A 25293-nucleotide genomic window follows, 5' to 3' on the forward strand; every position below is an offset into this window, starting at 1 on the left:
CTCGCATGAAACGAGAATGGAGGGGGTTGCATGTCAACAGATCGCACTGCGCTGACCCGCCGCACGTTCGTCGCATCGGCCGGAGCGCTGGGAGCGCTGGCCGCCTGCGGCACCGCGGCGAACACGCTGTACGCGTCGGCGCCGCAGGCGTTCGGCGACGAGAGCGGCGACGGCGAGAGCATCGATGAGCTGCGCGAGGACAAGCCCGAGCTGCCCACGCCCGCTCGTCGCGGGATCGCGCTTTGTCACGTTGCGGCCATCCACGAGATACCGCACGGTCGCCCATTCTCGAAATCATCCTCATGCACATATAATCTTCGTCTTAGTATAAACCCTATCGGGCGTGGCGCAACGCACAAGCTTCATGACCCCTCCACGGATTCGCATGGTTTCGTACACGAGAATGCACGAGCTTGAACGAAATGACACGAACCGGAGTCATTTCCCACGGACTTCTTCCACACCGCGTCCGAACCCGCGACACTGTGACCATGTCGAACGGGCTCCGCAGAAGCCGGAAGCCCCCAACGAAAGGAACCTGCTATGAAGATATCCGCTCGCAACCAGCTCAAGGGCACCGTCTCCGCCATCGCCGAGGGCGCCGTGAACGGCGTCGTTTCCATCGACCTGGGATCTACCGTGGTCAAAGCCGACATCACCATGGAAGCCATCAACGATCTGGGTCTCAAAGAGGGCACCGACGCCATGGCCATCATCAAGGCCAGCAACGTGATGTTCGCCGCCGGCTCCGAGCGCATCCAGGGCATCTCGGCCCGCAACCAGATCGCCGGAACGGTCGCGTCCGTGAAGAAGGGCGCCGTGAACGGTCATGTGGCCATCGAGACCCCCGAGGGCGCACGCATCATGGGCTCCATCACGAACGAGGCCATCGAGGATCTGGGTCTCGCCGAGGGTGCTACCGCGCTCGCCATCGTGAAGTCCACCGATGTCATCGTGGGCGTGGAGTAACCGCTTCCATAGCATCTGCGAGCAACGCTCGCACCAGCAAGGCCGCGTCCTGCACGCGGCCTTGCTGCATTTCCGGATCTCCTTTCCGTTCTGCGCTTTACGCAGTCCGCCACTCGAGCGCGAGGCGCGGCCGGCGGATCCGTCCCGGCGAGGCTCTCGCGTAGATTCCGCAAACTCCGAAATCGTTGAAACAATCGCGCCCTCCCACTCGTATGCTTGGGTAAGGGGGTGGATCGATGACCGCAGAGAACGACGCGCAGCCGGATCGCACGGAGGCCTTCATGGCGCGCGCCATGGCCGATTGGGGCGATGCCGTGTACCGCCTGGCGCTGAGCCAAACGCGCTCGAAGGCCGATGCCGAGGACGTGTACCAGGACGTGTTCATGCGGCTGTACGGCGACGCCACCGAGTTCACCAGCTCCGAGCACCTCAAGGCGTGGCTGCTGCGCGTGACCATCAACCGCTGCCGCGACCTGGCGAAATCGAACTGGAACCGCCACACCGTGGCGTTCGATCCCGTACGAGACGACATCGCCGAGCTCGTGCGCGACCCGCGCGACGCCGACGTCTGGGACGCGGTGGGCCAGCTGCCCGACAACCTGCGCTCGTCCGTGCACCTGCACTACGTCGAGGGCTACACCACCGACGAGATCGCCCGCATGCTGCACAGCCAGCCCGCCACTGTGCGCACCTGGCTGTCCCGCGCCCGCGCGCGGGTGAAAGACCTGTTGACGCGCGAAAGCGAGCGGACGGGAGCGCATGCCGCGCTTCCGTCCGTCGTACCCGACCCTCGCACGCACCGCGACCAGCGAAAGGAGGTGCCCCATGACTGACGACCCTTTGACCCGATACGCCGCTTTGATGAACAGGGCCAACGCACCGCGCGAGCTTTCGCGCGCCGTCCTCGACCGCATCGAGAGCCAGCAGAGCGAGCAAACCAGACCGACCGGAGCAACCGGGTCCGCCGCGCCCCGCCATCAGGCGGGTCCTGCGCCGACGCCGTTCTCCGTCAAGAGACACCGCTTCCGGGGCTTCGCGGTTGCGGCATGCCTACTGTTACTCGCCGTGCTCGTCGGGCTGTCGCTGGCCGTTCCCCGCTTCGCCAAGAACGCGGGGCCCTTGGGCTTCGCCATCAACGCCTACGGCGCCTCGGGCAACTCGCTGCTGGCCATGGGCGAGGACGGGCGCATCCTGTTCGAGGCCGACATCCTGTTCCGCGTGCCGCCCGACGACCGCTACGCCGAAGAAGGCGTGTACACCGGTTGCATGTTCCGCATCGAGGGCGACGACATCGTGCGCGTGCAGGCGCACATCGACAAAGGCGAGCTGTACCGCTACACCTACGATGAGTTCCAGGCGGCGAGCAACCCCGATCGCTGGGCCGAAGCGCAGCAATGGAGCACGGCATCCATCGGCGAAGGGGCATTCTTCGGCGCCTACGACCTGGTACAACCCGTCAGCTCCCTCAGCGAAAGCGAGCAGCCCGACAACCAGACCGTCGGCGTGAAGTGCTACCAACGGCTGGGAAGCACCGTCGATCTGCCCGTGAACGACGAGATCGGCTCGCGCCTGTCCGACTACTGCTTCGGGCTGTGGACGAACGAAGACGCCGGCGCGGTCACCGGCTACCAGGATTACATCGACACGCTGGACGGCGCGACGCTCACCGTCACCATCGAAAAGGCCGACGGCAGCCACGCCACGAAGTCCATCGAGCTGACCGCCGCCGACGTGAAGGCGAAGCTCGTGCCGTCCGAGACGAACGGCACGCCCGCACTCGAGCTGATCCCGCAGATCGTCGACCCGTTCGAAGGCGACGTGCAGGAGAGGCTGAACAAGCGCAGCGAGGGATACACCTGGATCCACACCCTGTACGGCACGGTGGCCGAGGAGAACTGCGAGCCCTTCCCGTTCGAAGGCGAGCAGCTGCAAAGCCTCGACCGCCCGCTCACCGAACCGGCCTCCCAGCCCGCCGTCGAACCCGCGTCCGCCGAGCCGGACGAGGCGGTCACGCCCCAGGACACGTGGGTGGTATGCAAGAACCCGCTGCGCCTGGGAGAGGCGATCGACGTGCGGTTCCCCGTCAACGTTATCGACGATCAACAGGCATCGGGCGGATCAACCGAAGGCTTGCTGACCTGCACGAACGGTACCGTCGCCACGCAGCTTCCCACAGAGGTGCGCTTGGAGAACCTCGCCCTCCCCAATCCGGGCGACCTCGACGACTCCAACAAGTTCTTCAAAGCGAACGGTGGATTCACCCTCGACGAGAATGGCGCGCCGAGCGACGGATACGCGTACGCGGCCATAGACATCACGGTGCGCAACACGTCGGACAAGACGCTGTACGCCGACGCAACGCAAGGTTGGTTCGGCACCGTCAAGAAGATGGGCGGAGAGCAGTTCTTCGCCCAAAGCGAGCCTTCTTGGCCGCTGTGGACAAGCGGCATCGAACATCCGATAGACAGCTGGAACGGGAACCCGTTCTTCGTGCCGATCCAGCCCGGCGAGACGAAGACGTTCACGGTGCTGCACGTCGTCGCCGCCAGCGACCTCGCCGACCCCACGTTCTCGTACCACTACCGCAACACCTCTTACGGCGGTCGCACCACGGCAACGTACCGCATCGGCGCTTTGACCCTTCCCTAGGAAGAAGCGCCGCGCAGCCACCCCTCCCCTGCGCGGAGCTCTCTTTCCTTCCCGTTCTGGGCCATCGGCGCAGCCTTCGCGGCTTCGAGGCTGCGCGCACGCCGCCCGCGAAGCGCATTCGCTCAAACGAACTTTTTCGCCTTCCTCAGAACAATCCCGCACCCTAGCCCGTATTGTTACCAGAGAGGTGAATGCATGCGCTTGCCGTTCCAGCGAAAAAACCAGCCCGCCGCAGCCCGCGACAGCCCGAAACCGCTTCGATCCGACGCGTTCTTGCTCGAAGCCATGGACGCGTGGGGCGATGTCGTGTATCGCGTCGCGCTGGCGCAGACCGGCTCGCCCAGCGACGCCGACGACGTGTTCCAGGACGTGTTCATGCGCCTGCTGGAACACGACACCGCGTTCGAAAGCGACGAGCACCTGAAAGCCTGGCTGCTGCGCGTCACGGTGAACCGCTGCCGCGACTTGGCGCGTTTGACCTGGAACCGCCGCACGGAAGGCTTCACGCGGGAGCATGCCGACATCCCCGCCCCCGACACGTTCGACGCCGACATCTGGGAGGTCGTGGGCGCGTTGCCGCCCGACCTGCGCATCCCGGTGCACCTGTTCTACGTCGAGGGCTACGCCACCGAAGAGATCGCGCGCATCACGGGATGCCGACCCAGCACCGTGCGAACCCGCCTCCACCGCGCCCGCGAGCAGTTGCGGAACATGCTGGAAGACGACCGCGGCCAACGCGAGTCGAGCCTTGCAAGCTGCCGCGACCCCCTGTGCCGAAAGGAGCCGAACCGTGACCGATCCCCGCAACCCCGGCCCACGCCCAACCGTGGATGAGTACCGCACCATGATGCGAGGAACGCACGTCCCGGACCAGCTGAAGCAAGCGACCCTGAGCGAAGCGGGCAGGCGCCGGGGCCGCAGCGCTAAAACCGTGCGGACAACCGTCCGAACAGGCGCGTCGGTCAGGCGACGCTCGGCGCTCGGGTTCGCCGTCGCCGCCTGCCTCGTGCTGGTCGCGGGAATCGGCGCAACGGCTTTCGCGATCAACGGCCCCGGCGGGTTCGGACCGGGGAAAACCGTAGAGCTGGAGTCCCAAGACTTCACGGGAGGCGGCGGCTACAGCGGTCCCTGGTACAACCCAGCCGACGACACGTTCTGGAGCTACGAATGGGCTGGATACAAGTATCATTTCCCTGTGCGGTGCGTCGGGAACAACATCGAATCCGTCACCTACGAAATCGAAGGCGAGCGCAGCTACTTCGAGATCATCGATAACACCGTCACCGCCGAGCAGCACGACAACGGCAAGCACGTGTTCAATTACACCAAGTCCGTTACGTTCGACTACGACCATCAGGAGTCGATCGACGACCAGCGTATCGTAGAAATCTACATCGGCTTCCCCCTTCCCGAAGAGGGGAAGGAAGCGTACGAATTGGCCCTTGCCGGCAAAAACTCGCTCGAAGCGAGCAGGCAGCTGAATACCGCCATCGAAAAAGGCGCGGCTCGGGAAATCTCGACCTCCCGATTGAAGCTCACCGCCACGTTCGCCGACGGCTCCATGCAAACGAAAACGTACCGCATCGCTCCGGTGCCCGATTTCGACGAACGATACGAGGCCTATTCCGATGCCCGTGCCGCATTTCAGAGCATCGAGCCTCCTTCAAGCGACGCCTCCCAGCAGGAGATCGACGATTACCTCGGCAAGATGCCTCAAATGCCCAAGCTTTACAACATCACCGAGCTCAACGAAGGGTGAACGCCGCGTTGGAACCCGCGCGCCGCAGTATCTTTTTATAACCAATATAGTCATGGACAAAAAGTGCCGATTTTCTTTATCCTCTATGAAGATAAGGCAAAGCGGTGCGCTTCTCACCAGGCATGATGGGAATTGCCTGATGCTCGATCCCTCTCTTTTAGGTCAAAAAACTACAGAATACTATAGCTTTTTGTCCATGATGAATTGACTTATATTATTTTGCTGCGACCCAAACGCTCGCATTACCAGTCGCATGCTAGCATTGAGGAAGCGGTCGCCCCACCCGCAGGAAAGACTCGCGAAACAAACCGCGTCGACACGGTGCGCAGCAAAGCACCCGCAAGCTTTGCCATCCCCATACTGCACCTCCCCGCATGCAAAAGGGCCGGATCCTTCGATCCGGCCCGGAAGTTGCTGGGCGCTTGCTGCTGGTATGCTGATGCCGCGTTCGCGAATGTGGTGACGGGTACGCCCTGGTTTCAAACCGACCGAAGCCGGCGGTTAGGCGGTCACCTGCGCTTTCATCGCATTGACGTGCTGGAACACGGCGGCGGCGCCCGGGATCACGTCCACGGAGCCGTCGGCGGCCACGGACAGCAGCGTGGGCGCCTGCATGATGCGGTAGCGCTGCGCCAGCTCCACGTTCTCTTCGGCCAGCAGCTCCTCGTAGACGATGCCGGCGGCATCCATTTCAGCTGCGGCGAATTTGCAGTTCGGGCACGTCCGCGTGGCAATGAGGTAGAGGCCTGCGGGAAGCGTGCTGTGGTCGGGCGCAGAGGCTTTCTCGATGCCCGGAACCGTCACGTGCGAGCCCGCCTGCCCGACGGTCTCGGCCGCGGCCGTCACGGCTACGGCGCCGTCTCGCGTCAAATGCGAATGCCCCAAGTCGTACTCCACACGGTCGGCGAACTCCTGCGACTTGCCGTCGTTCCAGTTCTTCACCGGGCGGTAGTAGCCGGTGATGCGCGAGTACACCTCGGTCTCCTCGTGGCAGCACGGGCACTCGTACACCTCGCCGGCGATGTAGCCGTGGTTCTTGCACACCGAATACGTGGGTGACATGGTGTAATACGGCAGCTTGTAGTTCTCGGCGATCTTGCGCACCAGCGTGGCGGCCGCCTTCCAGTCGGGCAGCTTCTCGCCCAAGAAGGCATGGAACACGGTGCCGGACGTGTACAGCGTCTGCAGCTCATCCTGCACGTCCAACGCGCTGAAGATGTCGTCGGTGAAGCCCACCGGCAGATGCGACGAGTTCGTGTAGTACGGCTTGCCCTGCTCGTTGGCCGTGATGATGTCGGGGAACTGCTCCTTGTCGTGCTTGGCGAAGCGGTACGTGGTGCTCTCGGCCGGCGTGGCCTCGAGGTTGTACAGGTCGCCGTACTGCTCCTGGTAGTCGGCCAAACGGGCGCGCATGTGGTTGAGCACGTCCTTCGTGAACGCCTGCGCCGGCTCCTGCGTCATGTCAGCGCGCAGCCACTGCGCGTTCAGGCACGCCTCGTTCATGCCCACCAGGCCGATCGTGGAGAAGTGGTTCTCGAACGTGCCCAGGTAGCGCTTGGTGTACGGGTACAAGCCCGCATCCAGCAGGCGCGTGACCACTTCGCGCTTCGTGTGCAGCGAGCGCGCGGAAACGTCCATGAGATGGTCGAGTCGACGGTAGAAGTCGGCTTCGTCGGCGGACAGATAGGCCAGGCGCGGCATGTTGATGGTGACCACGCCGATGGAGCCCGTGGACTCGCCGCTGCCGAAGAAACCGCCCGACTTCTTGCGCAGCTCGCGCAGGTCGAGGCGCAGGCGGCAGCACATGGAGCGCACGTCGGACGGTTCCATGTCGGAGTTGATGTAGTTGGAGAAGTACGGAGTGCCGTACTTCGAGGTCATTTCGAACAGCAGCCGGTTGTTCTCGGTTTCGCTCCAGTCGAAGTCGCGCGTGATGGAGTAGGTGGGGATTGGGTACTGGAAGCCGCGACCGTTCGCATCGCCTTCGATCATGATCTCGATGAAGGCCTTGTTCACCATATCCATTTCGACCTTGCAGTCGCCGTAGGTGAAGTCCATCTCCTTGCCGCCCACGATGGCCGGCTGATCGCGCAGGTCGGCCGGGCACACCCAGTCCAGCGTGATGTTGCTGAACGGCGCCTGCGTGCCCCAGCGCGAAGGCGTGTTCACGCCGAACACGAACGACTCGACGCACTGCTTCGTCTCTTCGTAGGTCAGGTTGTCGGCCTTCACGAACGGCGCGAGATACGTGTCGAAGCTGGAGAACGCCTGGGCGCCCGCCCATTCGTTCTGCATGATGCCCAGGAAGTTCACCATCTGGTTGCACAGGCTGGACAGATGGCTGGCCGGCTTCGACGTGATCTTGCCCGGCACGCCGCCGAGACCCTCCTGGATGAGCTGCTTGAGCGACCAGCCCGCGCAGTAACCCGTCAGCATGGACAGGTCGTGCAGGTGGATGTCGGCGTTGCGGTGAGCCTTCGCCACCTCGTCGTCGTAGATCTCGCTAAGCCAGTAGTTCGCCGTGATGGCGCCCGAGTTCGACAGGATCAGGCCGCCGACGGAGTACGTGACCGTGGAGTTCTCCTTCACGCGCCAGTCTTCCACCTTGACGTACTGGTCCACGAGATCCTTATAGTCCAGCAGCGTGGCGTTGGCGTTGCGCACCTTCTCGCGCTGCTTGCGGTACAGAATGTAGGACTTCGCCACGTCGGCGTACCCGGCCGTGGACAGCACCTCCTCCACGCTGTCTTGCACGTCCTCGACGCTGATGATGCCGTTTTTGATGCGCGGCTCGAAATGGGCGGTCACGTTGAGGGCCAGAAGGTCGATCGTGGAGGGATGGTACTGCTTCTCCAGCGCGTCGAACGCCTTGGAGATGGCGCTTGAGATTTTGGCTATATCGAATTCCGCGATCTTTCCGTCGCGCTTCTGGACCTCGTACATGCTTGCTCCTTTTGCTGTGGATTCGCTTCGTTTGCGCGGCGACTGCCAACCGTTCCGCGCCTCGCATGCGGTTTCAAACACCCTAGCAGCGTCCACCGGGCCAGTCAATGATTGTAATCCATATGTTGAATATGCCTCCACAATACACAACTATATATGGTAGATTTTGCCATCTGGGGTTTTGCGCGAGCGCTCGATGGAGCTCTTCGAAAAGCGACCTGCGGGTTTAGAACAAAGCACCGCGCGGGCCGTTTTGCAGATGCCCGACGCCGAAGCTTTCGGCGAGCGGCAACGCGTTTGATCGCAGGGCGCAGCGGGATTATGATAGACCCCTGCGCAACCAACTAGAAGGAGCATCCGCCATGACCCGCTTCCCCCTGCGCCGAGCCGAGCGCGCGATGCCGCGCGACGAGGCGCTGGCCGTACTCGACGCCGCCGAGTTCGCCATCGTGTCCACCGTGGACGATGACGGCATGCCCTACGGCGTGCCGCTCTCCTTCGTGCGGCGAGGCGATACGCTGTACTTCCACGCCACAAACGAGGGCGGGCACAAGACGGTCGATTTTCGTCGCGACGATCGCGTGTGCGCGACAGCGGTGACGGGCGTCGAAGCGTTCTTCGAAGACGGCGATTTCTCGACCAGCTTCCGGTCGGCCATAACATTCGGCCGCGTCCGCGAGGTCGTCGAAGCGACCGAGTTCAAACATGCGCTGGTGGATCTCTGCATGAAGTACGTGCCGGAGGCAAAGCGCAGCATCGGGAAAGCGATGGAGAAGGAAGGGCCGCACACGTCCGTGTGGGCCATCGACATCGAAGAGATAAGCGGCAAAGCGCATCCGGGACCACGTGGCGATGCGAGCGGGGACGGGCGCACGGATGCCGCGGACGACGGCGGATGCGCCGGCACGGATGCCGGCAGGCAGACGGACCCGGTCGCGGGCGCGGAACCAGTCGCCGCCCTCGGCGGCGAAGGAGCCTGAGCCATGCGCATCGCCGGCTTGCAGAAGCTCACGCTGCTCGATTTCCCGGGCAAGACCGCGGCCACGGTATTCACGCCGGGCTGCAACTTCCGTTGCCCGTTCTGCCACAACGCCGACTTGGTGACGGGCGAGGCGGGGCGCGATGGCGCGGCCGCGGACAGCAGCGCCCTATCGATCGACGAGCTCTTCGCGTTCCTCGGCAAACGCCAGGGGCTGCTCGACGGCGTGTGCATCACAGGCGGTGAACCGTTGCTGCAGTCCGGTATCGATGAGTTCTGCACTCGCGTGCACGAGCTGGGGTTCGCCGTGAAGCTGGACACGAACGGCAGCTTCCCCGGCCGCTTGCGCGCGCTTGTTGAGGAAGGCCTTGTGGATTATGTGGCCACGGACGTGAAGAACGCGCCAGAGCGTTACGCCGAAACCGTCGGCGTCCCCGCGTTCGACCTCGCGCCGGTGCAGGAGTCTCTCGACTTCCTGCGTTCGGGCGCGGTCCCCTACGAGGTGCGCACCACCGTGGTGCGCGAGCTGCACACCGCCGACGACCTGCGCGCGCTGGCTGCGTGGATCGAAGGCGTACAAGCGTGGCACCTGCAAAGCTTCATCGACGCGGACAGCGTGCTGGGCGGCGAAGGTCGCTTCCACGCATGGGACCCCGACGACCTGCGGGCACTGCTGCCCGAGCTGCAGGCCGTCGTGCCGGGCGCTCAGCTGCGCGGGGTGGACTAGAGCCGCGAGGGTCCGCGCCCTCGCATGCCGCAAGCACGCGCCTCTTGCGGATCCCGAATTCCGGCCAATCGAGGAACCCGCGGCACACGAACCGCTCAACACCCCGCGAAACCAGGCAGCGCATAGGAAACGGGAAATTCCGGCAGGAATCGACGCGATTCTGTCATCGAGAAAGCCCGCGCCCTTCGGCCTTTCCGCGTCCGGCCCCCTAACCAGACCCGATACATCCAGGCAAAAGCTCTGTCTCGGCATAAAGCAACGAGTTCAGAAAGAGACGGCAGAATCCCGTCGAAAACTGCCAAAAATCAGGGTTTTCACCGCGCATCTGCGGCCCCCGGCACGGCTGCTTGCAGCTCGGCCAAGCCCTTCCTCAGCACGCGGAACGTAACCAAACCGATGACGAATGCGATGGCCGCCGTGCCCAGCGCCACCGGCACGAGGTTGCCGCGCAGCGCGTCGAACAGGCCGCCGTAGATGAGCTGCCCCACGGGTTGCGCGCAGTTCGCCAGCGACATGGTAAGCGCGATCACCTTCCCCACCAGGTGGCCGGGCGTCTCGAGCTGCACGAACGAGATGGCTTGGATGCTGAACATCGTGGCGCACGCCATGGATGCGAACAGGCCCGCTACCACGATGCCGTACGCCAGCATCGCGTCCATCGGCACGCCCAGCACCACGGCGATGGGCAGCAACCCCAAGGCCGCCACCAGCAGGAACAGCGGCGCGCGGCTGAGACGCAAACGCCCGGCGAACACGCCCACCGAGACGCCGCCCGCCAAACCGCCCAACGCCAGCGCACCCTCGGCGAAGCCCATGTACTGGTTCGGCAGACCCAGGATCTGCGTGATCACAACCGGCGCGCCGATGAGGATGAACGCCGTCAGCGTGACGTTGATGCCCGCCACCAGGAAGATCACCTTGAGGATGACCGTGCGTTCGTGGCGCAGAAACGCGAAGCTCTCGACGATGTCGTTCGCCACCGTGCGCACCACGCCCACGCCGCTGCGCTCGATGGCGTCGCGCGGGATGCGCACCACGGTGACGATGAGCACGGCAGAAACCGCGAACGCCGCTCCCGACACGAACACCACCGGCTCGATGCCGAACAGGCCGAACAGCAAGCCGCCCAGCACCGGGCCCACGAGGCCCGAAAGCGCGCTGATCTGGCTGACGATGGCGGTGGCGCGCACGATGCCGTCGCGCGGGACGATGAACGGCACCGCCGCCTGCACGGTGGGCTGGTACACGCTCTGCGCGGCGTACAGGACGATGAGCGCGCAGATGCACAGGCCGACGAGGTCGATGACGCCGTCGAGTGCGAGAAACGCCGCACACGTCGCAGCCAGAAGGATATCGAGCGCCGCCATGATGCGCCGCTTGTTCACGCGGTCGGCCGCAACCCCTCCGATGGGCGTCAGCACGATGTAGGGGATCCACGCGCAAGCCGACACCGCGCCCATGAGCGCCGCCGAGCCCGTTTGGTTCAGCACGTACAGCGGCAGGGCGAAGCGCAGCACGGCATCGCCGAACAACGAAGCAATCTGCGCGAAGATCACCGAAACGAACGATCGGTTGAGCAGGGTGTTCATGATTGTTCCTTTCTTTTACATACATTCAGTCGGTATGTATATTGGGTAAAAAAGAAGGTTGCCAGGCAACCAGGGTTCGCTAAGACATCGCAAGAGGAAACCGCAAGCACGCGCCGTCATCCCGAGCGGGGCCCTTCGACTCGCCGCGCTCGCTCACAACGACAGCCGGGAACATCCGCTCGCTCGACCTTCCCTTGCCCGCTTTCGTGCTGCCGGAATGTTTCACGTGAAACATTCGTACGTATTTACGAGCTCATAGCATCAAGCCTTTCGTGAAATTGGCTGCGATACCCCTCGAGGATGGTCGCCAGCCCGCCTACTTCCAGGGACAGGCCGCCCAGCGCCTTCACGATATCGAGGTAGTAATCGACGCGCGCACGCAGCTCCTCGGCGGTGGCGGAACGGAACATGGGGCTGACCCAAAGGTTCGCCAACAGCACGATGACCTCGCTGAACTCGCGCGGACGATCGGTTTGGATGCTGCCGTCGCGCACCCCCTGCTCCACGATGGGCAACACGAAATCGGGTACCGTCTCCTGGAGCACCGCCTGGTACTGCAGGCCCAGCAAACGCGCGTTCTTCACCGGATCCACGTCGGGGGCCGCCTTGGCCCACATGTCCATCTGCGGCCCGGTGATGGATGCCGCGAACAGCGCCTGCAGCTTCTCGGCACCGGTCATGCGGCCGTCGTCGCGGATGCGGCGAAGCTCGTCGAACAGCGCTTGGTTGTCGCGGTCGAGCGCAGCCGACAGGATGTCTTCCTTCGACTTGAAGTGGTGGTACACCGCCCCCTTCGTCAAGCCGCCCAGCCCATCGATGATGTCCTGAATGCTGGTATTGTCGTACCCTTTCTCGAAGAACAGGGCCAAGGCCACGTCGAGGATGAGGTTCACCGTCTCCTCGGGATGCTTGTTGCGGGCCATCGGCCTTCCTCTCCATCACGTTACATACCAACGGTATGTATCCTACGCTCCTCCAATGGAGAAGGCAAGAAAAAGTTTGCCGCACGTCCTGGGCAGCATCATACTGGTGCGCATGCGTCAAAGCGATCAGAGAGAACAGGAGCATCGACCCATGAGCACCTGCCTTGTTGCACAATCCGGCGGGCCCACCGCCGTTATCAACGCCAGCCTGGCCGGCGTCATCCGCGCGAACCAGCTGAACCCGCTCTACGACCGCGTGCTGGGCGGCATCCACGGCATCGAGGGCGTGCTGGCCGACCAGCTGTACGACCTCACCGACCTTTCCGAGCACGACCTGGAGCTGCTGAGGCAGACGCCCTCGTCGGCGCTGGGCACGTGCCGCTACAAGCTGAAGCGCGACGACGAGGCCGATTTCCGCCGCCTCGCCGACGTGATGGACGCGCACGACATCGAAACCATGTTCTACATCGGCGGCAACGACTCCATGGACACCGTGGACGCGCTGGCCGAATGGGCGGCCGAGAACGCGCCGAGCAAGCGCTTCATCGGCATTCCGAAAACCGTGGACAACGACCTGGTACCGGTGGACCACTGCCCCGGCTTCCCCAGCGCGGCGAAGGTGGCCTGCCAGATCACGCACGCGACGCGCCTCGACTACGACGCGTACACGCGCCCCGAGGTGTTCGTGCTGGAAGTGATGGGGCGCGACGCGGGCTGGCTGGCGGCGAGCTGCTGCATCACCGGCGACGTCGATTTGTTGGTGCTGCCCGAGGTCGCCTTCGACCGCGACGCGTTTCTCGCCGAAGTGCGCGCGAAGTTCGAGGCGACCGGCTCGTGCTACATCGTAGTGTCCGAGGGTGCGCGCTACGCCGACGGCACCTACCTGTCCGCCGGCGATACTGCGCACGACGGGTTCGCCCACGCCGTGCTGGGCGGGGCGGCGCAAACGGTCAAGCAAATGATTGTCGACACGGGCATCGTGCCGCGCGGCGTGGTGCAGGATTTGTCGCGCGCGGCGCGCTCCAGCAACTTCGCGCAGAGCCTCGTGGACGTGACCGAGGCCTACGACCTGGGAATGAGCGCCCACATGCGCAGCGCCGACCCCGCCTTCACCGGCCAGGTGGTGGGCATCCGCCGCAACCCGGAGGCCGCAGCCGAGGGCCGCTACGAGGCCGAGCTGTTCGCCGGTCCCGCAAGCGAGTTCGCCAATTTCGTCAAACGCTTCCCCGCCGAGTGGATCCTGCCGAACTACCAGGGCATTACGCCGGAAGCGGTCGCGTACTTCCGGCCGCTCATCGAAGGCGAGCCGAAACTCGTCATGAAGGGCGGCATCCCCGCCACCATCGTGCCGTTCAACAAGCGCTGACGAAGCCGGCCCTCGGCGCCGCCCAGCCAGCACGCCGAGGGATCGACTAACGCGTCGCGCCCTGCTCCCGATTGCCGTTGTCGCCCGAAACGTGCGTTTTTTCGCTCAAAAGCGCACGTTTCGGGCGACAACGGTTTCGAGTTACCTCCCCCCTACACGTCCCGTGTGCGCGTCCAGTGGCGCAGGTAGAGGGCGCCGATGAGCGCCGGCATCACGGGCGACGCCGCCTGGGCGACGAAGATGCCCACGTAGCCGAAGCCCAGCACGCCGCTCAGCAGAAACGCCAGGCCGAAGCGCACGACGAACGCGTCGATCAGCGAGTTCGCCAACACGAGCCGCGGCGTGCCCGCCCCCAATGCGAACGAGTCGAAGCTGTACATGGCCGCGTAGAACAGCCCGTTCACGCTGCACGTGATGCGAAGGTACAGCACGGCCGTATCCATCGTTAACGGCTCGGTCAGGCCGTACGCGACCACCAGCGCCGGCGCCAGCAACTGCACCGCGATCTGCACGCCCACGATCACGCTCACGTTGAACGTGGCGCCGATGCGCGCCACGTCGCGGGCCCGGCGCAGCTCGCCCGCGCCTGCGTTCTGCGCCGCCGCCGTGGTGATGGCCTGGCCGATGGCCCAGCACGGCAGTCCCGCGATGGTGCTGATCTGCAGGCCGACGCCGGCAGCGGCGGCCACGTCGGTGCCGTAGCGGTTCAGCAACCCGGTGACCAGCGCGTACGACAGGTTCACCACCGCCATCTGCACGGCAGAGGGAACGCCCACGCGCAGCACCTCGATCACGCTCGCTCCAACCGGCACGTCGCCGCTACGCGAAAACGCGCCGGCCAGGCGCCCGCCGGGGAAACGCCGCCGCACCACGACGAGCGCGCCGACGGCCGCCACGCTCTGCGCGACCACCGTCGCCCAGGCGGCGCCCACCACGCCGAGGCCCGCCGGTCCCACCAGCACCAGGTCGAGCGCCACGTTCACCAGCGCCGATACGCCCACCAGCTGAAGCGGCGTGCGCGCGTCGCCCTGCGCCTTGAGGAAGGCCGCTGCGGCGTTCATGAGGAACGGCCCCGCGCAGCCGCAGCACAGCACCACGGTGTAGCCGACGGCGCCTTCGAGCGATGCCGCAGGCACGGCGTTCGCCGTGAAGGCTGGGCGCGCCAACGCCACGCCCAGCACGGCGATGGCCGCCGACCCCGCCAGGGCCACCGCCAACGTGGCCGCGTACGCGCGCCGCTGGCCGGCCACGTCGCGCGCGCCCACGAACCGCGCGACGACCACGCCGCCGCCCGCCGTGAGGCCGATGACGAACGCGTTCACGATATAGGCGGCGTTCGTCGCGTTGCTGATGGACACGAGCCCCACCGGCCCCACCACCTGGCCGACCACCACCATGTCCACAGCCTGGTACACGTACTGCAGCAGGTTCACCGCCATGAGCGGCAACGCGAACGCCAGCAACCGCCTGAACAGCGGCCCTTCGGTAAAGGAAAGAGAAGCATCTGACACGATAGGTTCACCTCTGAGAATTCGGAATGCGGAAACGTAACGAAGCGCCCGAGGGCGCAAAAAAACGCCGCAGATGAATCATCACCTGCGGCGCTGAACGAGTCCGTCATGCCGGCATCAAAGGAAACGCGCGCCCGGGTTTCGCGCGGCGCGTCTATCGATGCCGATGAATATGCCCCTCGGCTCCGTGCGATGCTTCATCGGCGATCATGCGCGGAGCCGCTACTCTGCAAAGCTTCATGTGTGCCTTCTCGTTGAGGCGGATACAGCGTCGCCCAGCATACTGCGCGATGCCGAAGCGGTCAACCCGCCAGAACCTCCGAAGTTTCGGGCGACGGCTTCCCCACCTCGTCCAGCACGTCCTTTCCCCAGGCGCACATGGCGTTGAGGACGGGGACGAAGCTGACGCCGCGCTGGGTGAGCGAGTACTCGGTTTTGGGCGGCACCTGGTGGTACAGCTCGCGATGCACCATGCCGTCGGCCTCCAGCTCGCGCAGCTGCTGGGTGAGCATCTTGGGCGTGGCCTGCGACATGCGGCGTTGCAGCTCGCCGAAACGCAGCACGCCGGCCTTGCTCAGGTGCCACAGGATGAGCACCTTGTGCTTGCCGCCCACGATGTCGATGGTTGCCTCGACCGGGCAATGGTACGCGTCGGGACAGGTTTTCATGCGCAGCCTCTTCCGTCCAATACTTTCTTTTCGGGTAGTATATTCCAAAAAAGTATCTACTTGCCCCGCAGAAACCGAAGAGTAGTATGGAGGAAGAACGAACCGTCGCTCGCCTCAGAGATAGGAGCACCCATGTCGTTTCTCGATCTCGCCAAAAAGCGCTGCTCGACCCGCGCCTACCAGCCCGTCCCCGTCAGCCAGGAGCACATCGACGCCATCGTCGAAGCGGCCCGCGTCGCGCCGACCGCCGCGAACCGCCAACCTGTGCGCATCCTCCAGGTGACCAGCGAGGAAGGGCTCGCCAGCCTGGCGAAAGCCGCGAACGTGTTCGACGCGCCGCTCGCATTCGTCGTGTGCGCCGACGGCGAGAAGGCGTGGAAGCGTCCGCTCGACGGCATGAGCACCGTCCATGTGGACGCGTCCATCCTCACCGACCACATGATGCTGGCCGCCACCGACTTGGGCCTGGGAAGCGTCTGGATCTGCCGCTTCGACCCTACGGTCATCCGAGAGGAATTCGGGCTGCCGGAAACTTTGGTCCCGGTGAACATCCTGGCCGTCGGGCATCCCGCCGGCGAGCTGAAGAGCCCCGACCGCCACGCCACCGAGCGCATCCCGACAAGCGAGCTGGTAATCCACGCGTAACGAAGCGCCTTTCGAAGAGCGCAGGCCTTCTGCAGCACGGATTTTACGTCCCACCCAAAAGGATGCCATTGCAGAGCGAACCCATTTGTGCAGACACCGTCTGCACAAATTCAAAACCGTCCTACCGCGCGCCCTCCAGCAGGGCGTGAAGCTCGCGCTGGACGCTGCGGTCGACGTTCGTGCCGATCACCTTCGTGGCGATCTGCTTGATGGCCGACCGAGCGTTGCCCATGGCGACGCTCGTTCCCGCCATGCGCAGGATTTCGTAGTCGTTCATAGAGTCGCCGAACGCCATCATCTCGCTCGCCTGGATGCCGTGCGCGTCCAGCACCTGCTGGATGCCCGTCGCCTTGCTCACGCCGCGCTGCATGACGTCGATCCATTTACGGCCCGACGGCGCGAACACGAAGTCGTCGTCCAGCTCGCGCGTGAGGATGTAGGCCATGTCCATGACGGCATCGTCGCAATACACGGATGCTTTCAGGATGCTCGTCTGCGGCGAGGGCACGTCGAACACGCGCACGGGGTTCGGCAGGTTCTTGTCCACCTCTCGCTCGAAGCGCGCTTCGTCGTCCAACAAGTAGCTGCGCGTCTCGTCGAACAGCGCAAGGTGCATGGTGTCGAACATATCAACGACACGGGCCAACCGCTTCACGGCCGCATGCGAGAACACCTCCAAGTCGACCAGCTCGCCGGCGACCATCACCTGCGCGCCGTTCGACGCGACGAAGTCCATGCAGTCGACCACCGGTTCGAACAGCTCGTGCAGCGTGTCGAAGCGCCGACCCGACGATGCTACGAACTGGATCCCCGCATCGCGCAAACGCATAACGAGGTCGTACGAGCCTTCCGGCACGCACTCGTTTCCGTCGAGGAACGTGCCGTCCATATCGCTGGCGATAAGCTTGATCATCAGAAAGCCCTCCTTGAAATAACCGCGTGTTCCGATCATTGTACGACGCTCGCGTCAACCTGCGTGACCCTACACGACTACTTTGCACGAACTTGATACCTGTTTTACAAAACCCCAGTTCAAAATGCTTCGCACCCTGAGCGTGCGGAGAAAATCCCAAAACGCAACACCAGATTGGTAGAGCGGGCGGCTCTGCAACCGCATGATGGTAAACGCAGAAGCGCGGCCGCTCAGCTCCGCGCTTCGGGTATCATGCAATCGACCACGAAGAAGGGACCGCCATGAGTTTCGCCGACAACCTCGTGTACCTGCGCCAGCATTACGGCATCACGCAGGAAGGGCTTGCCGAGCAGTTAAGCGTGTCGCGCCAGACCGTCAGCAAATGGAAAGCCGGCACGAACTACCCTGAAATGGACAAGCTGCTGCAATTATGCGACCTGTTTCATACCAGCCTCGACGACCTCATGCGCGGCAGCGTGCATGTCGTCAAAGAAAACGACACCGAGCGCTACGACGAGCACATGAACCGCTTCGACCTGTCCATCGCGGCCGGCGTCGCCTGCATCCTGGTCGGCGTGGGTCTGAACGCGCTGCTTGAAGCCTTCGGCTGGCCGGATAACCTGCAGACCGTCGCCCTGCTTTCCTGCATCGTCATCGGCGTGGTAATCCTGGTCGTCGGCAGTCTCAACCACAGCGAATTCAAGCGTCGCAACCCTTCCATCGAGCCGCGGTACTCCTCCGACACGCTCGATCGGTTCGGGCAACGCTACCCGACGCTCATCGCCGTCGGCGTGGGTCTCATCCTCATCGACGTCATCATGCTAATCGGCCTCGTACCCGACAACAGTAGCTCCATGATCAACGGCGCATACGTGGAGGAGCTCGTCATGTTCCCCTTCATGCTCATCCTCGCCATCGCCATTGGCATTCTCATCTGGGCCTGCATGCAAAAGTCGAAGTACGACCTCTCCGAGCTCACCTACATCGCGCATCGCCGCAACCTGGGTGCCGACATGCCCTCTACCGCCGTCGTCAAGTCACCCGAGCAGATTCGCGCCGAACGCGTGATGGGCGTCATCTGCGGCTGCATCATGCTGCTGGCCACCATCGTGTTCCTGGTGTGGGGCTTCGTGCCGCTGTTCGACCAGATCGGCGGCTGGGACGGCATCGACAAGTTCGCGCTCAAAGACGCCATCCGCCGCGGCGCGGGCGGTTTCGCCATCAGCTGGATCGCCTTCGTGGTGGGCGGCATCCTGTGCGGCATCGTGTGGATGATCGGCAGCGTGGTGTCGAAGACCCAGGAAGACTGGATCGCCGAAGCGCGCCAGGAGGACGCCTGGGTGAAGTACGCGCAGCAAGATGATCCCTGGTCCCGGGGACCCGAAGACCCCGCGTCGTCCCAAACGCCGGCCCCGTCGTCCGCCCCGCGCGAAGCCAACGACCCCGCGGGACGCACGTGGAAGCACTAGGAAAGTACCTTTTGGACACCAGCGTGTACTCTTTGTGCCTAGCACCTTCCCTCTCTCTCGCCCTACGATTTCGACCCGTAGGGAAAACCGAATGCCCGCACGTGGCGGGCGAAGGAGGGGTACGCATGAAAGATTCGCGCTACGACGATCTGATCGAAGCGACCACGAAACGAGGTGCCGCAAACAGCGCGTCCTTGTTTCGCAAGAGCGTCGTCGATCGACGCACGTTTTTGCAGGGAGCCGCGTTTCTCGGCGCCTGCGGCGGACTGATGGGATTCGGTCTAACCGGATGCACGCCAGCGAATACCGGCGGCGCGGCCGCGCAAGGGTGGAAAGCAGGCACTTATTCTGCCAATGTGACCGGCCATAACGCCCCGTTCACCGTCGACGTAACATTCTCGGAGAACGCCATTACCGCCATCGACACCAGCACGAACCAGGAGTCGCTGGGCGTCGGCGCATCGGCTCTTGAAGATCTGTCGAACAAGATCATGGAATATCAGACGCTGAACGTGGATTCCGTCACCGGCGCCACCCTATCTAGCATGAGCCTCCAGCAAGGTGTGAAGGATTGCGCCGAGCAAGCAAACGCAGCGAAAACCCTCGCAAAGGCTCCCGGCCCGGACGACTCCGTAGAATCGTCCTACAATGCCGACGTATGCGTTGTCGGCGGCGGCGGTGCGGGCCTCACAGCCGCCATCTCTGCCGTGCAAGCCGGAGCCAACGTTGTGGTTGTCGAGAAATGCGGCATCACGGGCGGATCGACGAACGTCTCCGAAGGCGCGCTCAACGCAGTCGATCCGGAACGTCAGCAGAAGCAGGGAATCGAAGACTCTGTCGAGCAGTTCTACGAAGTCACCTATGAAGGAGGACACGAACAGGGCACGCCCGAACTCATACACTACCTGACCGACAACGCGCTCGATTCGGTTCATTGGCTCGAATCGCTCGGTGTGAAGTTCAAGGACGAAACGGGATCGGCCACCGGATCGCTGGGCGAGCGAAGCCACTATCCAGCCACGCCGTCGGGAAACACCTACATCCGCGCTTTCGAAGCGTTCGCGGCAGACCACGCTGACCAACTCGTCGTTTTGCACGAGACTCAAGCGAAAGAGCTCATCCTAGAAAACGGCTCCGTCGCTGGTCTGACGGCCGTGCACCGCGGAAGCCAAGAGATCACCGTGAACGCGAAATCGATTGTCGTAGCCACCGGCGGATTCGGCGCCAACGTCGAATACCGACAGCAAGTCAACGACGGCGTATGGGCCGACGTGAAGCTCGACGACACCATCGGCTGCACGAACATCAAGCCGTGCGCGCAAGGGGAAGGCCTCAAGCTTGCCGAGGGAGCCGGCGCGGAGCTCATCGGGCTGTCGGACATCCAGCTGCATCCGTGCGGCACGCCCGGCACCGGCCTCATGGAAGACATCCGCACCTCAGGACGCAACCGCATCTTCGTCAACAAGAGCGGGGAGAGATTCGTCAACGAAGGCGCCGAACGTGACACCCTGTGCAAAGCCATCTTCGCACAGCCTGAATCGACGTACTGGATCGTTGTCAACAAGGTTCGCTACCCCTCGGAGACCGAGCCCGACGCGAACGGCGCGACCATCGAGAACATGCTGGCGCTCGGCCATATCGTGAAAGGCGAAACCGTTGAAGACTTGGCAGAGCAGACGCAGATGGACGCCACGAAGCTGCAAGCATCCATCGACGGTTACAACCAGGTCGTTGCCGGCGCAACCGAGGATCCTTTCGGCTTCAAAGCAAACAATACCGCCGACCGGCAGTTGACCGAGGGACCGTGGTATGCATGCCGCAAGGTACCGACGGTTCATCACACCATGGGCGGCATCCGCATCAACGTCAACACGGAGGCCGTGAGCGCGGATGGCGAAGTCGTTCCCGGTCTTTACGCTTGCGGCGAATGCACCGGCGGCATTCACGGAAGCAACCGTTTGGGCGGTAACGCCATTGCCGACTGCATCACGTTCGGACGCCAAGCCGGTACGCAGGCGGCACAGCACGCGACAAGCTAAGCCTACCCCTCCCCGACGCACCTTCCTTACGCCCTGGCCGTATATTCCTTCTGCGGTCAGGGCGATCTTTTGCTGATATTATTCTCGCGCGTCGGCAACTTTGTCGAGCAGCTCTTGCTTGGAATGCACCCCGACTTTACGGTACACCGTCCTCGTATAATTCCGGATGGTGTTTTCCGAGTAATTAAGCGTTTGAGCGATGAAGGATCGACTTCGACCTTGGGAAATAAGCGACACGATATCCCTCTCGACGTCGCTCAAGCCGTACAACCCTGCGAATGCCGCAACAGGATCGACGACCCCGACCTCGGCGGCCCCTTCGGACGCTTCGTTTCGCATAGTCCCAAGCTCGAAGCCGATTGGGTAATCGCCCATGAAACGCGGCCTCATAATGAGCGTCGCTTCGACCAGCACCACGATCGCCATCACGATGAGCAGCCACAAACTATGATCGAGCGTCGGGCCTACCGCGTACACAATAATGCGTCCAACGGCCATGCACAGAAGCGAACCGCCGTAAACCACCGCGTATACCAACGTCGTCTGATAGTGGACGTGGCGGCCGATGAGACAAATGAAGAACACGAGGGGGATATAGAAGCACGTCACCGCATTGGTCAGAAGAAACGTGCTGGCTTCTTCGGATCCGCTCGATCCGCTCATCAAAAAGCATATGCTGGCCATCATGAGCGCATTCTGAAACAGCCAGTATCCGGACAACTTGAACGAACGTCCCCGCACCAGCACGAGCCACACGACGAACGCGATCAGCAGCACCACGAGCACCTGATGAATCGAACGAACCGTTTGCGACAATTCTCGATGACGTCCATCGGGGTATCCAAGCGCCATGCCCAGCAGCAGCGCGTACAGGAAGAACGCGATCAGCGCATGCACGGCTCCTGTACGAAACGGATCCGATTCGTACAGCGCATCGACCCCCGGAGCCTTCCCCATGCCGTCTTCCCGACCCGCCCGCGTCGTTTTGGCGCGCTCGTCAAGGCGCGTCATCGCCTGCCAGTACGCGAACACCGACAGGGCGGGAATGAACAGGTTGATCATGCCCGAAACGACAGGATCCAAATACCCCATGACGAGCGAGAGCGCGCATGAAAGAGCCAAGCCGCCGGCAGCGTAGAAGAATACTTCGCCAGGACGAAGCCGTTCGAGAAAGAAAATCCAGATGATCTCGCCGCCGACCAGACCTATTCCTCCGACGATGACGCGTAGCGCCTCGAATCGGGTCGCGTCGAAAAAGAGATCGAGCAAGTAAAGCAAGCTGGAAACCGTCATAAGCACGAAGCCGGACCATACGAACACACCGCGCGTCGCACGCGTGAAACCGGCCTTGTACACTAGCAAAACCAGCAGCGCGATCACCACCACCCGAGCGACGTTCGCACCCACCGTCACCATGCCCACGTCGGCGGAAAAATGCAGGTTGTAGAAGTTGAACTGGTACCAGAGCCGGTAGAAGCCTATGCCGAAAAAAGCAAGAACCAAACCGGATAGGAATGTCGATCTGAACGCCTCGAAAGAACCAGTATGAAGATACCGGTCAACCGCCCGGGCGCGCTCACCACTTCCGTTTTCCTCCCCTTGCTTCATGGCGGAATTGTACCATAGCCGATTCCGCACGCAGCAGAGGCGATGGAGCCCGAAAGCACCGTGTCCATCCCAATCGCCCGCTTGCACGAAGCTCTTCCCACCCATAAACGAGGCGCTCACGCAAGCAGCGCAGGAACCCGTATCAGTGGCCTTGCTGAAAACCATTCATCGGGCACTGCTTGCCGACACGAGGCTCTCGGGAAACGCACGCCTGCGCTCGGCGCACTGGCCGATGCCATGGCAGGTCGGCCTATTTTCACTGCGGCGAGCATGGCTCGCGCCATCGGAAGATCAATGCCGACGGCAAACACAGTCATCGAGCGATTTGCAGAAGCCGGCATCGTCAGACAAATCAACATCGGCAAGCGCAATCGGGCGTTCGAGGCCCAAGGCATCATCGAGGCCTTCATCGGCTTCGAACGCGCGGCCGCATCACCAGCCAACGACACGCTCGTCAGCAAACCCGTCCGTCCGGTTCCGTTCAAAGAGGTACGGTAGCTACTCCCCCAGCTTCTCGGCGGCTTCCATCCATTCTTCCTCAAGGGCATCGATCTGCTGTTGGAGATCGGAAATCTGGGCTTGGAAGTCGCCGAGCGCGGTGAAGTCGGTGGGGTCGGCGGCGGCCATGCTCGCGCGCACGTCCTCGATCTTGCCGTTGAGCGTTTCCACCTTGCGCTCGTTGGATTGCATGAGCTTGCGCAGGGTACGCTGCTCGCCGCCGGAGAGGCGGGAGCTTTCGGGCGATGCTTCGGTCCCAGATAAGCCCGAATCGGCGGCGTGCGCAGGGCGTTGACGTGCGGGACTGCCGGCCGCCATGGAAGAGGGGGAAGCGTCGGACAACCTCAAATACTCGTCCACCCCACCCGGCAGATGACGGATCTTCCCGTTCACCAGGGCGAACTGGTGGTCGGTGACGCGCTCCATGAGGTAGCGGTCGTGCGTGACCAGAAGCAGCGTGCCCGGCCAGGCGTCCAACAGGTCCTCCACCACGGCCAGCATGTCGGTGTCCAGGTCGTTGCCGGGCTCGTCGAGGATCAGCACGTTCGGCTCGTCCAGCAGGATCAACATGAGGGCCAGACGGCGCTTCTGCCCGCCGGACAAGTCCTTCACCGGCTCGTTGAGGTCGGCGCGCTTGAAGCCCAGCTTCTCCAGCAGCTGGGCGGGCGTCATCTCCTTGCCGTCCAGCATCGTGCGACGGCTGTAGCGGCCGATGACCTGGCGCACACGGTCGTCGCCCAGTTCGGACAGATCGTCCAGATGCTGCGACAGCACGGCGAAACGCACGGTCTTGCCGATCTTCACCTCGCCGGCGTTCGGGCGCTGCAGACCCTGGATCACGCGCAGCAGCGTGGTCTTGCCCGTGCCGTTCTCGCCGACGATGCCGTAGCGGTCGCCCGGGCCGATGATCCAGTCCACGTCGTCGAGGATCGTCTTGTCGTCGAAGCGCACGCTCACGTGCTCGAGGTCGACCACCTGCTTGCCCAGGCGCGCCATGGCCATGCGCTTGAGCTCCAGCTCGTCGCGCAAAGGCGGCACGTCGGCGATGAGTTCCTGGGCGGCGGCCACGTGGAACTTCGGCTTCGTCGCACGCGCCCGTGCGCCGCGCGAGAGCCACGCCAGCTCGCGGCGCAGCTCGTTCTGGCGTTTCTGCTCGGCTAGCGCGGCCACGCGATCGCGCTCCACGCGCTGCATGATGTAGGCCGAGAATCCGCCCTCGAACGGCTCCACCCGTTTATCGTGCACCTCCCACATACGCAGGCACACCTCGTCGAGGAACCAACGGTCGTGCGTGACCACCAACAGCGCGCCCGCGCCCTTTTTCCAGCGGGTTTTCAGATGGTCCGCCAGCCACGTGATAGCGCGCACATCCAGATGGTTCGTGGGCTCGTCCAGCGCCAGCACGTCCCAGTCGCCGATGAGCAGCCGCACGAGGTCCACTCGACGGCGCTGCCCGCCCGACAGCGTTCCCACCTGCGCGTCCCAAGGGATATCGCCGGCCAACCCGGCAATGATGTCGCGGATGCGCGCGTCGCCGGCCCACTCGTATTCAGGCAGATCGCCCACCACGGCTTGCCCCACCGTGGCAGCGGGATCGAGCGAGTCGGCCTGTCCCAGCACGCCCACGCGCACGGCGCCGTTGCGCAGCACGCGGCCTTCGTCTGGCTCCAGCGTGCCTGCCAACAGGTTCAGCAGCGTCGACTTGCCGTCGCCGTTGCGCCCGACGATGCCCACCCGGTCGCCCTCGTCAACGCCCAGCGACACCTCGGAGAACACCTCTTTCGTGGGGAAATCGACCCGCACCTTTTCGCATCCAAGCAGAAACGCCATCGCCCGCCATCCTTCTTCACGTAGTTCGGAAGGCCGATTATAGCGCATGGCGGGAAAGCGAGCCGCCGATCCACGAGAAGGCCGCCCTCATCTTGCGCCTCATGCCCATACGAAACCTCGTCTCGAATCCCGACCCCAAGCAGGAAGACCGACTCGCAACGCCCCGCCAGCTAGCGATTGCGTTACAATGGGGTCAAGCCCTGATCAT

The 25293-nt window shown here is 63.5% G+C and carries 21 protein-coding genes; 13 read left to right on the forward strand and 8 right to left on the reverse strand.

Annotation, left to right across the window (positions count from 1 at the left end):
• Positions 1-30: 30 nt before the first annotated feature.
• The 6 genes from ELEN_RS13635 (at position 31) to ELEN_RS13660 (ending at position 5377) form a co-directional block, all read left to right on the forward strand.
• Complete coding sequence (locus tag ELEN_RS13635; protein WP_015761378.1) at positions 31-417, forward strand: hypothetical protein; 387 nt, start codon at positions 31-33, stop codon at positions 415-417.
• 126 nt (positions 418-543) lie between these two features.
• The gene (locus ELEN_RS13640; protein WP_015761379.1) at positions 544-969 is read left to right on the forward strand and encodes a TOBE domain-containing protein; all 426 of its coding nucleotides are present in this window, start codon (positions 544-546) and stop codon (positions 967-969) included.
• A 236-nt stretch (positions 970-1205) separates the two neighbouring features.
• The gene (locus tag ELEN_RS13645) at positions 1206-1802 is read left to right on the forward strand and encodes an RNA polymerase sigma factor (protein ID WP_015761380.1); all 597 of its coding nucleotides are present in this window, start codon (positions 1206-1208) and stop codon (positions 1800-1802) included.
• Positions 1795-3618, forward strand: coding sequence for a hypothetical protein (locus ELEN_RS13650; protein WP_015761381.1), 1824 nt, complete (start codon positions 1795-1797; stop codon positions 3616-3618). Before ELEN_RS13645 ends, ELEN_RS13650 begins: the two co-directional genes overlap by 8 nt.
• Before the next feature lie 195 nt (positions 3619-3813).
• Positions 3814-4452 carry an RNA polymerase sigma factor gene (locus tag ELEN_RS13655; protein WP_015761382.1) on the forward strand — a complete coding sequence of 213 codons (639 nt, stop codon included), beginning with the start codon at positions 3814-3816 and terminating at the stop codon, positions 4450-4452.
• On the forward strand, positions 4409-5377 hold the full coding sequence (locus tag ELEN_RS13660; RefSeq protein WP_114518157.1) for a hypothetical protein: 969 nt from the start codon (positions 4409-4411) through the stop codon (positions 5375-5377). Before ELEN_RS13655 ends, ELEN_RS13660 begins: the two co-directional genes overlap by 44 nt.
• 501 nt (positions 5378-5878) lie before the next feature.
• Here the strand turns inward: ELEN_RS13660 and ELEN_RS13665 are convergent.
• Complete coding sequence (locus tag ELEN_RS13665) at positions 5879-8320, reverse strand: ribonucleoside triphosphate reductase (protein ID WP_009306844.1); 2442 nt, start codon at positions 8318-8320, stop codon at positions 5879-5881.
• 362 nt (positions 8321-8682) lie between these two features.
• Here ELEN_RS13665 and ELEN_RS13670 point away from each other — a divergent pair, with 362 nt between their 5' ends.
• The gene (locus ELEN_RS13670; protein WP_009609416.1) at positions 8683-9300 is read left to right on the forward strand and encodes a pyridoxamine 5'-phosphate oxidase family protein; all 618 of its coding nucleotides are present in this window, start codon (positions 8683-8685) and stop codon (positions 9298-9300) included.
• Positions 9301-9303: 3 nt separating this feature from the next.
• Positions 9304-10026 carry an anaerobic ribonucleoside-triphosphate reductase activating protein gene (locus ELEN_RS13675; RefSeq protein ID WP_009306846.1) on the forward strand — a complete coding sequence of 241 codons (723 nt, stop codon included), beginning with the start codon at positions 9304-9306 and terminating at the stop codon, positions 10024-10026.
• A gap of 314 nt (positions 10027-10340) precedes the next feature.
• Here ELEN_RS13675 and ELEN_RS13680 read toward each other — a convergent pair whose 3' ends face one another.
• Positions 10341-11615 carry an MFS transporter gene (locus ELEN_RS13680; RefSeq protein WP_009306847.1) on the reverse strand — a complete coding sequence of 425 codons (1275 nt, stop codon included), beginning with the start codon at positions 11613-11615 and terminating at the stop codon, positions 10341-10343.
• Between the two features lie 245 nt (positions 11616-11860).
• Positions 11861-12538 (reverse strand): TetR/AcrR family transcriptional regulator, encoded by a 678-nt coding sequence (locus ELEN_RS13685; RefSeq protein ID WP_009306848.1) that lies wholly within the window; start codon positions 12536-12538, stop codon positions 11861-11863.
• 151 nt (positions 12539-12689) lie between these two features.
• Between ELEN_RS13685 and ELEN_RS13690 the strand changes: the two genes are divergently transcribed.
• Positions 12690-13904: a diphosphate--fructose-6-phosphate 1-phosphotransferase gene (locus ELEN_RS13690; protein WP_009306849.1), complete on the forward strand. Its 1215-nt coding sequence runs from the start codon at positions 12690-12692 to the stop codon at positions 13902-13904.
• 152 nt (positions 13905-14056) lie between these two features.
• Here ELEN_RS13690 and ELEN_RS13695 read toward each other — a convergent pair whose 3' ends face one another.
• Both ELEN_RS13695 and ELEN_RS13700 read right to left on the reverse strand, forming a co-directional pair.
• The gene (locus ELEN_RS13695; RefSeq protein ID WP_009609364.1) at positions 14057-15415 is read right to left on the reverse strand and encodes an MATE family efflux transporter; all 1359 of its coding nucleotides are present in this window, start codon (positions 15413-15415) and stop codon (positions 14057-14059) included.
• Positions 15416-15717: 302 nt separating this feature from the next.
• Entirely contained in the window at positions 15718-16083 is a 366-nt protein-coding gene (locus tag ELEN_RS13700) for a winged helix-turn-helix transcriptional regulator (protein WP_009306852.1), read from the reverse strand.
• A 132-nt stretch (positions 16084-16215) separates the two neighbouring features.
• On the opposite strand from ELEN_RS13700, the gene ELEN_RS13705 reads away from it, so the two are divergent.
• Positions 16216-16728, forward strand: a complete 513-nt coding sequence (locus ELEN_RS13705; protein WP_009306853.1) for a nitroreductase family protein — start codon at positions 16216-16218, stop codon at positions 16726-16728.
• Positions 16729-16849: 121 nt separating this feature from the next.
• Here ELEN_RS13705 and ELEN_RS13710 read toward each other — a convergent pair whose 3' ends face one another.
• Complete coding sequence (locus ELEN_RS13710; RefSeq protein ID WP_009306854.1) at positions 16850-17641, reverse strand: HAD family hydrolase; 792 nt, start codon at positions 17639-17641, stop codon at positions 16850-16852.
• A 281-nt stretch (positions 17642-17922) separates the two neighbouring features.
• On the opposite strand from ELEN_RS13710, the gene ELEN_RS13715 reads away from it, so the two are divergent.
• Positions 17923-19110, forward strand: coding sequence for a helix-turn-helix domain-containing protein (locus ELEN_RS13715; RefSeq protein ID WP_015761384.1), 1188 nt, complete (start codon positions 17923-17925; stop codon positions 19108-19110).
• Positions 19111-19235: 125 nt separating this feature from the next.
• A complete protein-coding gene (locus tag ELEN_RS13720) occupies positions 19236-21149 on the forward strand; it encodes a flavocytochrome c (RefSeq protein ID WP_015761385.1) in 1914 nt (637 codons plus the stop codon).
• A gap of 78 nt (positions 21150-21227) precedes the next feature.
• Here ELEN_RS13720 and ELEN_RS13725 read toward each other — a convergent pair whose 3' ends face one another.
• Complete coding sequence (locus tag ELEN_RS13725) at positions 21228-22922, reverse strand: helix-turn-helix transcriptional regulator (protein WP_231566111.1); 1695 nt, start codon at positions 22920-22922, stop codon at positions 21228-21230.
• 129 nt (positions 22923-23051) lie between these two features.
• On the opposite strand from ELEN_RS13725, the gene ELEN_RS16380 reads away from it, so the two are divergent.
• Positions 23052-23255: a hypothetical protein gene (locus tag ELEN_RS16380; protein WP_015761387.1), complete on the forward strand. Its 204-nt coding sequence runs from the start codon at positions 23052-23054 to the stop codon at positions 23253-23255.
• Here ELEN_RS16380 and ELEN_RS13735 read toward each other — a convergent pair whose 3' ends face one another.
• Positions 23256-25085, reverse strand: a complete 1830-nt coding sequence (locus tag ELEN_RS13735) for an ABC-F family ATP-binding cassette domain-containing protein (protein WP_009306856.1) — start codon at positions 25083-25085, stop codon at positions 23256-23258.
• Positions 25086-25293: the final 208 nt, after the last annotated feature.

The sequence above is a fragment of the Eggerthella lenta DSM 2243 genome (assembly GCF_000024265.1).
Taxonomy (GTDB): domain Bacteria; phylum Actinomycetota; class Coriobacteriia; order Coriobacteriales; family Eggerthellaceae; genus Eggerthella; species Eggerthella lenta.

What these genes read in the sequence shown, in the direction of transcription:
- ELEN_RS13735 (WP_009306856.1), bottom strand. Translation starts at nt 25,085, where the DNA reads ATGGCGTTTCTGCTTGGATGCGAAAAGGTGCGGGTCGATTTCCCCACG.
- ELEN_RS13675 (WP_009306846.1), top strand. Translation starts at nt 9,304, where the DNA reads ATGCGCATCGCCGGCTTGCAGAAGCTCACGCTGCTCGATTTCCCGGGC.
- ELEN_RS13665 (WP_009306844.1), bottom strand. Translation starts at nt 8,320, where the DNA reads ATGTACGAGGTCCAGAAGCGCGACGGAAAGATCGCGGAATTCGATATA.
- ELEN_RS13715 (WP_015761384.1), top strand. Translation starts at nt 17,923, where the DNA reads ATGAGTTTCGCCGACAACCTCGTGTACCTGCGCCAGCATTACGGCATC.
- ELEN_RS13705 (WP_009306853.1), top strand. Translation starts at nt 16,216, where the DNA reads ATGTCGTTTCTCGATCTCGCCAAAAAGCGCTGCTCGACCCGCGCCTAC.
- ELEN_RS13645 (WP_015761380.1), top strand. Translation starts at nt 1,206, where the DNA reads ATGACCGCAGAGAACGACGCGCAGCCGGATCGCACGGAGGCCTTCATG.
- ELEN_RS13650 (WP_015761381.1), top strand. Translation starts at nt 1,795, where the DNA reads ATGACTGACGACCCTTTGACCCGATACGCCGCTTTGATGAACAGGGCC.
- ELEN_RS13700 (WP_009306852.1), bottom strand. Translation starts at nt 16,083, where the DNA reads ATGAAAACCTGTCCCGACGCGTACCATTGCCCGGTCGAGGCAACCATC.
- ELEN_RS13710 (WP_009306854.1), bottom strand. Translation starts at nt 17,641, where the DNA reads ATGATCAAGCTTATCGCCAGCGATATGGACGGCACGTTCCTCGACGGA.
- ELEN_RS13655 (WP_015761382.1), top strand. Translation starts at nt 3,814, where the DNA reads ATGCGCTTGCCGTTCCAGCGAAAAAACCAGCCCGCCGCAGCCCGCGAC.
- ELEN_RS13680 (WP_009306847.1), bottom strand. Translation starts at nt 11,615, where the DNA reads ATGAACACCCTGCTCAACCGATCGTTCGTTTCGGTGATCTTCGCGCAG.
- ELEN_RS13690 (WP_009306849.1), top strand. Translation starts at nt 12,690, where the DNA reads ATGAGCACCTGCCTTGTTGCACAATCCGGCGGGCCCACCGCCGTTATC.
- ELEN_RS13725 (WP_231566111.1), bottom strand. Translation starts at nt 22,922, where the DNA reads ATGGTTTTCAGCAAGGCCACTGATACGGGTTCCTGCGCTGCTTGCGTG.
- ELEN_RS13635 (WP_015761378.1), top strand. Translation starts at nt 31, where the DNA reads ATGTCAACAGATCGCACTGCGCTGACCCGCCGCACGTTCGTCGCATCG.
- ELEN_RS16380 (WP_015761387.1), top strand. Translation starts at nt 23,052, where the DNA reads ATGCCGACGGCAAACACAGTCATCGAGCGATTTGCAGAAGCCGGCATC.
- ELEN_RS13685 (WP_009306848.1), bottom strand. Translation starts at nt 12,538, where the DNA reads ATGGCCCGCAACAAGCATCCCGAGGAGACGGTGAACCTCATCCTCGAC.
- ELEN_RS13670 (WP_009609416.1), top strand. Translation starts at nt 8,683, where the DNA reads ATGACCCGCTTCCCCCTGCGCCGAGCCGAGCGCGCGATGCCGCGCGAC.
- ELEN_RS13720 (WP_015761385.1), top strand. Translation starts at nt 19,236, where the DNA reads ATGAAAGATTCGCGCTACGACGATCTGATCGAAGCGACCACGAAACGA.
- ELEN_RS13640 (WP_015761379.1), top strand. Translation starts at nt 544, where the DNA reads ATGAAGATATCCGCTCGCAACCAGCTCAAGGGCACCGTCTCCGCCATC.